Source organism: Shewanella sp. SM20 (genome assembly GCF_025654545.1).
Taxonomy (GTDB): domain Bacteria; phylum Pseudomonadota; class Gammaproteobacteria; order Enterobacterales; family Shewanellaceae; genus Shewanella; species Shewanella oncorhynchi.
Genome location: NZ_JAKKRK010000041.1, coordinates 36,196 through 48,846, shown reverse-complemented (window position 1 = coordinate 48,846; position 12,651 = coordinate 36,196). Strand labels below are relative to the sequence as shown.

Sequence of the window (12,651 nt, the reverse complement as noted above, 5' to 3'; positions counted from 1 at the left end):
GCCCGGCATACGGCTTTGGCTTACGCCAAAGTCGTACCAACAGTCCAGAGCGATTCGACATCATCCTACTGATAGCGTTGATGGTTCAATGCCTGTTGTGGCTAGTTGGTTTACACGCACAGCAACAGGGCTGGGATAAGCATTTTCAGGCCAATACCATTGGGCATCGAACGGTACTCTCAACGATTCGCTTGGGATTGGAGGTACTCAGGCGGCCTGATTATCAAATCACGGAGAAAGAATTGCTGGCGGCCTGGGTATTATTCGCCAATCAGTTGCTCAAATATGGCTATGCTATGGCTGATTTATGAGGGGATCCCTCAGACCTAAGTTTGTACTATTGAAGTGATTTTTCGCCCACTTATCCACATTAAAAATTGACATTGCCACACCCGAAATCAGATTGAATTACTAGATCAGATCATCAATCTTTATTAAAGTTCAACTTGATTCAGATTTGTGTAGAAGAGTCAGACGTAGGGGTTTTATACAACACTCAAATCGATCTACAAGTCGACTCCATTTTTATTTTCAGATTGCATTTTTTAACTTCATTATTTTATAGAACCAATTCACAAATAAGATAAAATCAGTGTGCTTTCATCCCTTTTAAAATGCAGGCTCTCATGAGCTTTCCTCTACAATACAAGCACTTATAAATAACTTTAACAACTTAGCTATTTGTTCTACAATTAAGTATTTTTTTGTCCACTCAATTATGTGCATCTGTTTACTGCAGGAATAAAACTTATAGAAGTATATTTAGTATGCCTATTTTTGCAAAGTCGTGGTCAATGTGTAAGTTAGGAGACCACTTCTACAGACGAAATTGGATTAATTGGAACATTCAACTTATCTTAACCTTTCGCCATATATAATATCAATCATTTTATCTACAGTATATTGTGGAGTTGCATCGAAAAACAAATTCTGAACGAAATCAAAAACCAATCTTTCTTTAGAGTATTTAATAAGGAAATTAGTTACTAGAATCGAATTACTTTCGAAATCATCCTCAATACATATAACCATTGCTAGTGGGTATTTTTTCAATAATTTACTTACTACACAATTTTTAGTAAAAGCAATGTGGATTAAAGGTTTACCTAATGACATATATTCAAATATCTTACTTGATATTTGCTTACCTTCGATCTCCCCTAAATTTACCAGTACATCACAATACGAATATGAACATATTATTTCATCACGCTGAACCTGACCATGAAAAAAAGAATATTTATGTTTAGCACTATATTTATTGGCTTCTTCAGATGCATTACCAAATGAATAGATATCGATTATAATAGGAACATTTACGTTAACCTTCTCTAACAATCTGAGCATATACGTTGGTTCACGAACATTCTTGAATAAACCGCCTGCATAAATAAGATGAATTTTATCATTAACTTTTATTGACTTATCTTGAAAATCAGACCTATCTAATAAAGGATGTTCTACATATGAAATTTTTTTAAGAAGTTCTGTTGGGAAATTGCATTGAAAATAGTCTTTCAAAGGGTGCATTGCGAATACGGCATTAGAAAGCTCAAGCATTTTTAACTCAAGTGATTTATTTGCTTCAAGTTTAAGTTTCCTATTCCAATTGAATCGATGCAAACTAGCACTATTAGCAAAATTATCAAAAAGATATGGTATTACCTGGACAGTTTGATCAATATGATCACTAAATTTTGATGCAGCAACTATAGATTCAAATGGAAAGCAAAGAGGAATAATTACATCAATTTTTTTCTTATCAGCTATTTTTTTTAGTTCAAAGTAATAAGAATTGACCAAATCCTTATCAATCGTTACATTGGAACACAATATTGTTAACAACCTCATGAATTTCATAAAAATCAATTTAAGTCTAATGATTAAACTTAGCGAGGACTGTTGTGCTGAGATTTTGAATCTCTTTCTATTGTAAGCAGTTGTAACTCTGACTAAATTGTAACCATTGTAAGTTTCATCATCTGGAAGGTCGCATCTATCTTTAATTGAAATTACAGTCACATCATTATAAATCTTAAATATATCGATTATTTTTTCCGCACACACACCTACAGCAGATGGATAAGGTCGATAACATCCCACTACAAAAACTAAATTTTTTCTATCCAAAAGAAATTATTCCTGATCTGTATTTCCTATAAACAATAAAAATAGAAAATAATGAAAGAAGCCCAAACAAATAAAAAGATAACAAAATAGGTAGTAACTCCGTGAGCAAATAGAAAGAAAGGACTAGGAAAATATCCAAGTTCATAAATTTCATTTTCAGACCCAACTCGCTCCTAAAATAAAAAGTCGAAGACGTCACGCGATAGAACATCGCAACAGCTATAGATAAAACAACAAAATAGACAGTGTCAAACACTCGACTACTAACCTCAAACAAAATAACTGTAATAATAACTGTAAAAATGTTGGCTTTAATCATTGCACGTTCTCGTCTCATACATTTATAAAAAGTATTCAAGACAATTTGCATTTTCCCTTCCAATGCACAAATGATAAAGAGTAAATTTAAAAAAGGAAGAACTTTAGTATACTCAATCATGTACTCTGAAACAAAATAGTATGTTGGATAAAAAAATAATAATGCAGAAAACAAAAGTGCACCAGTAAGCTGGTCCATACCATCAAATAAAATCTTGTATCTACTGAATTCTATACGTTTTATAGTTGGGTATAAAACAAGGCCAATAGAACCAATTGCTATTAAAAATAAATTTGTAATCGAAATGCCAAATGAATATACAGAAAAGTCTTCAATCGAAAAATTACTTTCAACATAAATTCGTCCTATTACAAGAATTATCATACCTGCCATATTTGCGATCATCAACTTAATTCCATCATTAATATTGCTTAGATACTCTCTAACTCCGGAATAAAAACTATCGACTGCGCCAAAAAAATAAACTTTAAAGTTAAATAACAAGAACAAAAGAAGGAGAAACCGACTAACTATATCGAGTACCATTAGGGATTGAAAAGAAAAATTTCCAAATAAAAATAATAATGGTAAGAATAGAATAAAAACTAGCTTATCGATAACGACATACTTACTATACGTAGCAATTTGATTAGTAACTTGAAGGACTATGTATATATACGAAGTAAGACCAATTAAAACAATATTTACCAAGGAGTAATAAAGAGCACTTTTCTTAGAATCATCAAAACCTAAAAAATCAATAAAAAAGTACAAAACTAGGGTTATTATTAGCATTACACCCACATAAATCAGTAATGAACTTCTGAGTCGCTTTAATGGGAGATCAGCCGCTGAAAAATTGCCATAATTTAAATAAATTCCATCTATATAACCTAAAGACAATATTCCAATTAATCCAACATAGAGCACATAAATTTGCCAATAGCCAAACTCTGTCACTCCAAGGTAGAAAGGGATTATCGTTGCTCTAATTAAACCAAGAGCAATACTAAGAAATTGAGAAATAACTGATACTCTCAAATTTCTAAAAAAAATATTCTTCAAATGTTCACCTTAAAAACAGCAAATAATACCGACAACAAATAGAAGAAATCATTTGTGAAAAAAGGTTTATTTAAACCAAAGAAATAATCAGTTAAAGCTAAATTCAGCATACCTGCTTCAGGATAGTCGCTGTCTCTTGATCAGATCTCTTACGCTCTCACAATCAGCCTACATGTTCTTCGCCATTCGGTAACCCACAACATGGGATTGTAGAGTATTCCAGCCTTCCCAAATCGCCCCTCAACTTACAATGCTCGTTTGTTTAGTATCGGTAAATCCACCCAATTTTGCTATCGACTGATAGGCCCATTTCAAACTCGGCGCACCGGTGTTTTTATGGCCTCTGGGTTTATAGATCCGCATCAATAGTCTCCACTCATCTTCTTCGAGTACCGCATCGCAGCATTGCTCTTCAATGCACTGAGCGGCTTCAATTAACCTTTTCTTACGTAAGTAATACGGGATAGTCATTGACTCTCTTAGTTGCAGTAACCTCACGCCGATAAATGCGAGCAGCGATACAGCTCTTTCTAAAATTTTTGGCTCTTTCATGCGTTGACCTTCCGCACCTGCTCCCATTTTCCACGCTTTATGAAAATCCTCAATTCACCATCCAGCCGTATAAATATCAATTATATGCAGTGCTGTAGTTAACAATAACCAGCGTAAAGGTTAACTTTCAGTTTTAGACGATGTTTCTTAGCGTATACGATATTGATGGGTTGAGCTTCTGCTTTAGTGTTTAATGTCACTTGTTCAACTTTAACGCTCAATTGCGCTTTTCTTGCTGCTAGATTAATCGGTTTCCCTTTATGGTCTTTTGTCCCTTTCTGTCCAATATCAATGGTGTATGTGCCTAGTTCAGGTTGCGACTCAAGGTGTTCAAATAAAGTGGCTTCTGACTCCATGATTTTTCTGGCATGCTTTGCTCGAATAACAAAATGTTCATGGAGTTTTCGTTTATCTTGGATATAACTCAGGATGCCATCCTCCCTGTCACAAACGGCAATAACCCTGGACATGGTGTCTCTTAAGTATTGGTGGCTAAAGTAAGCCGCAGCAGCCCACTTTCCACTATCTCATAAGTCTTCAGGTACACCTTAAATTGAGCGAGACACACACCATTTTAAGTAGCGATTGCGTTTACTATATGTATGGCTGATTGGCCACGAGATTTATTGTATGAACCTCGAACCGCCTTATCATCAATAGTTATCACTTCACTCTTAGTTAACTCGTGACAATCGTTCATCCAATCAATAAATGCTCTTTGCATTTCTTTGGGATTAATCTTGCCCATTACTCTGGCGATGACATCAGGTGAAGGGACACCATCGGTAAAATCACCATATGATTTTAGGAAATCTAAACGGCTATTGCCGAAGTAGCTTGTACCTTCACAAGAGTCTTGACCGGAAAAACACCACAAATAGTCAGTAAAATACTATCTGATAATTTATGATTTACTTTGCCTTTTTGGCAAAAGTCTTTGATAACTGAAAAGTGCATAAATGGATTTGTTAGTTTTGAAATTATCTTACTCCTAGAAAAGCGTAGAGGTATTAAACAACACTAAAACAATCTACAAGTCGATCCCATTTTTATTCTCAGATTGGACTTTTAAACTTCATTATTTTAAAGAACCAATTCACAAATAAGATATAATCAATCTGCTTTCAGCCCTTTAAAAATGCAGGATTTCATTTGGCTTTCTTGGCTTTTGAGTGCCAAAATTGAAGAATTACACTTTTGCATCTCAGACCTTCAAACCAAGATGAGACACATTTTTACCATTTTGAGACAGTCGATTTGTCGCTATCCCTTATAGAGCCTAGGTTTTATGTTTTTTCTTAAAACAGTCCCAATAGGCCCTCAAAAAAAGGGAAAAGTAGGCTCTAGGCTCTAGGCTCTAGGCTCTGCTCTTTTCTCATGAAGTGCCTAATTAAAACAAACATCACACCTAACATACCGCCAAGCATTGTGCCTAATACGCAAATTAATGCGCGTTTAGGTTTTGCCTTTTCTTCAGGGACTAGTGCTGGATCTATGGTTTTAAATACGTATTCGTCTCTTACTTCAGCGAACATAATGGTTTTAGCTTGTTCTTCAATTAGCTTGTAAAGAATCGTTTTAATATCGGCGACATTGGTTAGAGCAATCTGCTTATTTAAAAACTCGCTGCTGCGGTTTGCTTCCGCAACATCTCGCTCTTTCATGACTTTATTGATATCTTCGATTAACCAAGTAACCCATTGTTTTGCTACGCTTGGAGATACATGCTCAACCGCTAGAGTAACCATACCGGTTTCTTTAGCCGTATTAATAACTAATATTTTACTGAAAACTTTATACGCTTCCTGCATTGAAGGTTCTGGTTTAAGTGGAGGGTCAACTTCGCGTACCCAATGATTTGATTTATCATCATAAAGATCCGCATCGTATACGATTATATCTAAATCTCGATCCCACTTTTTTGCTGCCATTATATCAGCAAGAATATTATGCTTTTGAATGAAATCACTAGTAAATTGACGGGATTTTAATACTTCAATTGCCAGCTGAGTTTTGTCTGTCCCCCCTTTACTGCCTAAATTCACTCCAGCTAAGCTGGCTAAACCGCCAAATTGAGAGGCTAATGCACTTAACCCACCACCTTGCTCTTCTGCTGCCGGGGCCAGTAATGCCTCAGACTTATAGATATTGGGTTGCATTATCGCAAACACCACAGAACCAATGGCAAATACAGCCGTAATGGCAATGATTAACCATTTACCTTGCCAGATGACGGTGAACAACTCGCGGAGGTCAATTTCGTCATCTTGCACTTGAGGAAACCTTGCGTCGGATTGGTATGTGTTTGGATTTTGAGTAATTTGTGTGTTCATTTTTTTAGGTTCTAGGTCCTAGATCCTAGATGCTAGGCCCTAGGAAAGCTTAAAGATATTCAAAGAAGGTTCGAGAAAATAAAAGGTGCTAGGGCCAAGTGCGAGCTTGTGTCCTAGCAGTTGCGGAGCAACGCCCTCGAACTTTGCTTCTACAGTCCTGAGATTACAGACACTGCAACAGCAGTATTGTAGATAATGCCAGTGACTTGACTCCAAAGCGTTAAGTTGTCTTTATATTCAGTATCTAATGGTACAACTATGGTATCGCCTGGTTCCATGGCACTACCACCACTAAACCACATCGAAGATTCGGGCATTTGAACTGAGCCATCAGCCCTTAAAATATATGAGCGTGATTCATCGGCACGTTTACGTGCGCCACCAGATAATGCTAAATATTGGTCGAATGTTAAACCTTGTTTATATCTATGTGTGCTTGGGTGCTGTACTTGGCCCATGACTGACACGGTTTGATTAGTCGCAGGAATATACAACGCATCCTCATCTTCAAGCATTAGGTTAGCACTATCTATACCCAGTTGGATTGCATTGATATCAACAACTAATCGACCGACAGTTTTAACATTTTCAAGCTGATTTAACATCAGCTGCGCATCGTTATAGCCAATAGTTGGTGTATCTTTTGTCAACGCTTTAGCAGCAATTTCACGGCGTAATTCATCAGCAAGTTTTGATAACTCAAGCTGCTCTTTATCTTTTACTGACTTTCGTAAAAATACAGCACTGCGAGGAGCTGCATCGCTCGTCAAACCACCTGCGCGAGATATTACATCTTTCAAGCTTTCGCTACGCTGAATACTGTAAGTACCGGGAAACTTAACTTCACCCTTGATAGTCACCCAGCGAGTCTCCTGCCAATCAGGAAGCGTGCGAACGGTTAAGATGTCACGGCTTTGAAGTATAACGTTTGCAGTTGGTACATTTTGCATGACCTGATCTAAGCTCAGCTGCATATGTTCGACCGATACACCGTTTTGCTCAGAAACATTTTGACGAGTCAATTCAGCCGAAAGTGTATAGGCACCTTCTTCTAAACCACCAGCCGCAATGAGTAATTCTTTAACATCGCCATTAATAGTAATGGGGTATTGCCCAGGGAAACGCACATTTCCATTGATGCTGACTAACTTAGCAGCATCGCCGAAACGACTCTGCTCTCTCAGTTTTTTAACTATAGGTTTTAATAACTCTTCACGGTCTGCGTAATCAAAAACAATGATTGAATCACGCGGATTTAGCTTAGGATTATAATGTGATTTAGGTTCTGCAATCGCTCGTCCAAGCGCAATACGCTCCACTTGAATATCACCGCGTTGATTTATTTCACGGACAAGTAAGGAATAATCCAAATCAGCGGATATGGTTAAATCCCCCCAAACTGAAGGGAGTAAATCGGCAACAGTTAAACCTTTAGTCCATTGATATTTACCAGGACGAACAACAGCGCCTGCCAGAGTAATCGCATTATCAATACGGCTAGAGGCAGATCTTACATTTAAGAGGTCGCCATTTTTGACTAAAGTGTTTAGTCCTAAATTTTCTGTTAAATCAACACCCACTACAGTTTTAACTGATTCATTACTATAACGTTCAACTGTACTTGCTTTTGGATATGCGCCCGGATTTAGACCACTGGCCATGCGAATAACATCAGCCATGGTTTCATTATTTTTAAGCTCATATATAGCAGGACGACGAACTTCACCAATCACGCTAACTGAACCACCTGATGATGGAATAAAAACCACATCACCTGATTGTAAGCGAATATCACCTGATGCATCACCACGCAGAAGTAAATCATAGAGATCTAGGCGACCTACTGTTTTACCTGCTCGTTTAATTTGTATGTCACGCAAGCTACCAATTTGATTCACACCACCGGAAATAAATAATGCTTGAGTGATCGTCGATAAACTAGAAACAGTGTAGGAGCCTGGTTGAAAAGCATCACCAGCAACAAAGATACGAATTGACCGTAATTCGCCCATTGTGATATTTGACTCAATGCCAATCATACTTTGGCTAATTTTTTGCTGTAACAATTCGCGTACTTCTGAAAAACTCAAACCAACAAGCGATATTGGCCCTAAACCCGGAAATTGAATTGCTCCATCACGACCAACGGTTAGCGTGTACTGGTTATTCTCTTTACCAAACAACTGAACATTTAAGCTATCACCGGGACCAATCATGTACTCAGCAGGCACTGGCACATCGCTAACTGGTGCAAAAGTGCTTGGCGACCCCGCAAAGAGATCGTAACCAAAACGCTTTAATTGATTTTCTTTTTTGTCTTCAATAGCTTCAACCTTTGCCTCTGACTTCGTCGCCTGGTTTAGCTGGTCACTTTCAGATTGGTCAACTACATCATTATTGGCAGCACGTGGAGTCACCACAGTTGGATTTTCAACTACTGTTTGAGCAGCTGAACCACCAGTGATCATCGAAGGGTCAACGCCATATTGACGTGCTAGCCTTTCTTGTTCTGACTTAGGTAAAGCTTTGAACTGCTCGATCATCTGTGGAGATGGCGTAATGGCATTAGCCTGCGCGCCCATCAAAATCGCGGCACTTATGCCTAGTATGATGAATTTTTTGACTTGTCGTAGCACCAGATATCTCCGTTTATAAAAATGAGTCAAAGCTTATTATTGGATTTTTAGAGGTAAAACCTGAGTTTCACATTCAAACACTCGGCAATCAAACGCCATTTAGAGTGTACAAAAAACTAACGATTCTTTGGGGTAAATGTTGGATTATTTACATCATCAAGCAGCTACGGTTAATCGTATCATGGCTGAATAAAGGTAAAATTGGACATATTAATGGCTATTGAGGCTCCCTCCATTACTCATTTAATGAAGAAACTGTTTTTCGATAAATATCCCTATTTTTATACCTGCCAGTTCGGTATCCGTACCTCTCGTTCGAGAGATTAACCTGCGGTTTCTCACCTTTAAGACACGCTACCGATCCGCGTGGCGGCCTGAGGCCTTCGGCGTCCGCTTAACGAATGAAACTTTTCATTCGCTAAATATATCCCTATATACCTGCCAGTTCGGTATCCGTACCTCTCGTTCGAGGGATCAACCAGCGGCTTCTCACCTTTCAGACACGCTACCGCCCATAGATTGCGGCTTCTATATTGCCCTTCGCGACGCGAAAACTCATATTTTTCATGTAATAAAACCTCATCATTCTTTATAAAAAGAATTACAAGGCTCCAATCCATTTGAATTTCTAGCGAGTGATATCACCACTCTTGTGGGAAAAACACGCCAAATTATTAATTAGAACAAGACTATCACAGCCTAAACCCAATAGTCACCTAAACGTTAATGCAGGCCTTAAGCAGCTAAGTTTGCGCATCAACTAAAGATTCATTTTTAACAACATACCAATGACGTTAAGAAGAATAAACGACAATCTTAAAGTCTGGTTACATAAGTTTACTTCAAACCCGAAAGCTTGACTGGTTAATTAACAAGCAATTGCAAGTCTATGTTTCAAATTTTAGAGATAAATTAAAATCTTAATGATTTGAATTTTGTAAAAATCCATAAAAACCTTATTATTTAATAACTTAACAAAACGTTATCCATCTCTGGCAAAAAGCCTTAATAATAAGAATAGTCAATTTCCTACAAATATTTCATCTTAATTCTTACAATGAAACTTGTGTCAATTAGTTAACTACAAACTCTTTCAACCGTTTGCTCAGGTACAGTAACCGTCTTTATCTGCCCCATAATGTTAAAAAGAACATGGCAACGTTTATTTGGGCATTTTTCTTGAAAAATGCCTTCGAGATCAACAAAGGGCCCATCTGTAAAACGAATTTTTTCCCCCGTTTTTAGCTCTAATTCTTCGGCTAATACTGTTTGGGAAGGCGTTAGTTCTTTCATGCGAATGGCATGGATAATTCTGTCGTCAATGGGCGTCATTTTCTCTTGACAATTAACGATTCGATTCACACCACGAGTAGAATGGACCTGCCTGACACTTGTCTGGCTTGGGTCAAAATTGATGAATAAATAATTTGGAAATAGTGGTACACGACAAACTTGTTTGCGCCCGCGCTGAGATTTCTCTTCAGAGACCATAGGCAAATACGTCTCTAAATTTTGAAGTGCTAAGTTTTGTTGTGCTCTCGCTTCACTACGAGGTTTACAATACAAAAGGTACCATGCCTTCATAAGCTAATCTCACTACCCTATAAATAAGTGATGTCCATTCACGGGTCGCAATCATAGCAAAGATGCTCAAGTCGGTGGAAGTAATTTTTCGACTATTCCAGTCTCTCGCTCGGTATGCATACAATGACGCTCACATTAACTAATTCATAATTAAAATCACAACACTATACTGCTGATAATGTCACCACTTAGCTTACCAAAATTGACTTTGGTTGCTTTTAAGGGGTATATAAGGTGGGATTTTAGCGAAAAGACTCATTTTACTGCTAAACACATTACTTTTATTATAAGAACGTAACAATAACCCATACGTAACTAGCGGTTATTCAACAATTAATGAATGCTATAGTGGGAATTAATGGTTGATTAAACCTGCAGGCGATATTGGGACGAGCAACAACCATTTTTCTGTGGTGACATCATCCTGTTTCAGGGGCCCACAGGCAATCACGAGCTTAAGGTGGAAGACTTCATGAGCGTAGCAAAACCACAAGGAACGATGCTTGGGCATCCCAAGGGATTGTTCCTGCTGTTTACAACAGAACTTTGGGAACGATTTAGTTATTATGCAATGCGTGCCATTTTGGTACTGTATTTAGTTGATCAGGTGGGTAAACAAGGCGGTGGCGGCTTAGGATTTAGCCAAGCTGACGCTTTATCCTTGTATGGTACTTTTACTGCGTTAGTGTATTTAACGCCGCTGATTGGTGGTTGGTTAGCTGATAATTTTCTGGGACAGCGCAAAGCCATTTATTTTGGTGGCGCGTTAATGGCGGCAGGCCAATTTATGCTAGCTGCGCCACATGCTTGGTTTCCTGGTATTGAAACGACCATTTTTTATATCGGTTTAGGTACCCTCATTCTGGGTAATGGTTTGTTTAAGCCGAACATTTCCACTATGGTGGGCGATCTCTACGAGGAAGGTGATCACCGTCGCGATGGTGCATTTACTATTTTCTATATGGGAATCAATTTAGGTGCGGCATTATCCGGCTTTATTGTTGCTTGGGCTTATACTAGCTTTGGCCACACTGAAATGGTTAATGGCCAAGAGGTTTTTGTTAATAACTGGCAGGCAGGTTTCTTCTGTGCTGGTATTGGTATGCTGCTATCGCTGGTGATTCAATTTTTATTTGCTCAAAAACTGTTAGGTAACATTGGTACCGTGCCAGCGGCCAAGCTGGAACGTGAACGCCAGGCTAAGCTAGGCAATACCCGTAAAGAACCACTTACTAAAATTGAGCGTGATCGTCTCAAGGTGATTATGGTGCTGGGTTTGTTCACGATTATTTTCTGGGCGGGCTTTGAACAAGCGGGCGGGTTAATGAACTTATTTACCAATGAGTTTACTGACCGTTACATAGGTACTTGGGAAGTGCCCACGACTTATTTCCAATCGCTAAACGCTATTTTTATCGTGTTATTTGCCCCTGTAATTGCTTCTATCTGGATCCGTTTAGGTAAAAATGAACCTAACTCGCCAGTGAAATTTGCCTTAGGTTTGTTCTTATTGGCGATTGGCTTCTTGTTCATGATTGGCGCTGTGGTTGAGATGGGTAGCGATCCTACAGCTAAATCAAGCATGTGGTGGTTAGTGGGTGCTTATTTCTTCCATACTATGGGTGAATTATGTTTGTCACCTATTGGCTTGTCTATGGTGACTAAGCTTGCTCCACTGCGTATTGCCTCTTTGATGATGGGCGCTTGGTTCCTGTTTATTGCGATGGCGAACAAGGTTGCAGGGGTCGTAGGCTCTTTGATTGGTCACGGTGGTGGCAAAGAGGAACAACTTGCTAATGCTATGTCAATTTTTGCTGGTATCGCGATTACAGCGGCTCTGTCTGGCGTGATCCTGTATTTTATGGCTGACAAATTAGTCGATTGGATGCATGGCGCAGAAACCAAGCATCACACTGAAGCCGAAGCCTTAGAAAGTGAAATTGCAGTGACGGCTGAACATGAAGCGATAAAACGTTAATAATCCTGTTCGACTGTTTTTGATTGTTAAAACAAAACGCCTTACTCGCAAGAG

At 38.3% G+C, this 12,651-nt stretch carries 8 protein-coding genes and 2 pseudogenes; 2 read left to right on the top strand and 8 right to left on the bottom strand.

What is annotated here, in order from left to right; genetic code table 11:
* Positions 1 to 311, top strand: a pseudogene (locus L5M18_RS16485) (IS4 family transposase); the annotation flags it as partial.
* 541 nt (positions 312 to 852) lie between these two features.
* On the opposite strand, the gene L5M18_RS16480 reads toward L5M18_RS16485, so the two are convergent.
* The 8 genes and pseudogenes from L5M18_RS16480 to rfaH form a co-directional block, all read right to left on the bottom strand.
* Positions 853 to 2,130, bottom strand: coding sequence for a hypothetical protein (locus L5M18_RS16480; protein WP_263197802.1), 1,278 nt, complete (start codon positions 2,128 to 2,130; stop codon positions 853 to 855).
* Positions 2,123 to 3,514 carry a hypothetical protein gene (locus L5M18_RS16475; RefSeq protein ID WP_263197800.1) on the bottom strand — a complete coding sequence of 464 codons (1,392 nt, stop codon included), beginning with the start codon at positions 3,512 to 3,514 and terminating at the stop codon, positions 2,123 to 2,125. Before L5M18_RS16475 ends, L5M18_RS16480 begins: the two co-directional genes overlap by 8 nt.
* 240 nt (positions 3,515 to 3,754) lie before the next feature.
* Complete coding sequence (locus L5M18_RS16470) at positions 3,755 to 4,066, bottom strand: hypothetical protein (RefSeq protein WP_263197797.1); 312 nt, start codon at positions 4,064 to 4,066, stop codon at positions 3,755 to 3,757.
* 98 nt (positions 4,067 to 4,164) lie between these two features.
* Entirely contained in the window at positions 4,165 to 4,536 is a 372-nt protein-coding gene (locus tag L5M18_RS16465; RefSeq protein ID WP_263197796.1) for a hypothetical protein, read from the bottom strand.
* 107 nt (positions 4,537 to 4,643) lie between these two features.
* Positions 4,644 to 5,047: pseudogene (locus tag L5M18_RS16460) on the bottom strand (ISAs1 family transposase); the annotation flags it as partial.
* A gap of 362 nt (positions 5,048 to 5,409) precedes the next feature.
* Positions 5,410 to 6,399 carry a Wzz/FepE/Etk N-terminal domain-containing protein gene (locus tag L5M18_RS16455; RefSeq protein WP_263197795.1) on the bottom strand — a complete coding sequence of 330 codons (990 nt, stop codon included), beginning with the start codon at positions 6,397 to 6,399 and terminating at the stop codon, positions 5,410 to 5,412.
* 149 nt (positions 6,400 to 6,548) lie between these two features.
* Positions 6,549 to 9,035 carry an SLBB domain-containing protein gene (locus L5M18_RS16450; protein WP_263197793.1) on the bottom strand — a complete coding sequence of 829 codons (2,487 nt, stop codon included), beginning with the start codon at positions 9,033 to 9,035 and terminating at the stop codon, positions 6,549 to 6,551.
* Between the two features lie 1,077 nt (positions 9,036 to 10,112).
* Positions 10,113 to 10,619: a transcription/translation regulatory transformer protein RfaH gene (gene rfaH, locus L5M18_RS16445; RefSeq protein ID WP_105251953.1), complete on the bottom strand. Its 507-nt coding sequence runs from the start codon at positions 10,617 to 10,619 to the stop codon at positions 10,113 to 10,115.
* A gap of 472 nt (positions 10,620 to 11,091) precedes the next feature.
* Between rfaH and L5M18_RS16440 the strand changes: the two genes are divergently transcribed.
* Positions 11,092 to 12,597, top strand: coding sequence for a peptide MFS transporter (locus L5M18_RS16440; protein WP_028761163.1), 1,506 nt, complete (start codon positions 11,092 to 11,094; stop codon positions 12,595 to 12,597).
* Positions 12,598 to 12,651 lie beyond the last annotated feature (54 nt).

What these genes read in the sequence shown, in the direction of transcription:
- rfaH (WP_105251953.1), bottom strand. Translation starts at nt 10,619, where the DNA reads ATGAAGGCATGGTACCTTTTGTATTGTAAACCTCGTAGTGAAGCGAGA.
- L5M18_RS16465 (WP_263197796.1), bottom strand. Translation starts at nt 4,536, where the DNA reads ATGTCCAGGGTTATTGCCGTTTGTGACAGGGAGGATGGCATCCTGAGT.
- L5M18_RS16470 (WP_263197797.1), bottom strand. Translation starts at nt 4,066, where the DNA reads ATGAAAGAGCCAAAAATTTTAGAAAGAGCTGTATCGCTGCTCGCATTT.
- L5M18_RS16440 (WP_028761163.1), top strand. Translation starts at nt 11,092, where the DNA reads ATGAGCGTAGCAAAACCACAAGGAACGATGCTTGGGCATCCCAAGGGA.
- L5M18_RS16455 (WP_263197795.1), bottom strand. Translation starts at nt 6,399, where the DNA reads ATGAACACACAAATTACTCAAAATCCAAACACATACCAATCCGACGCA.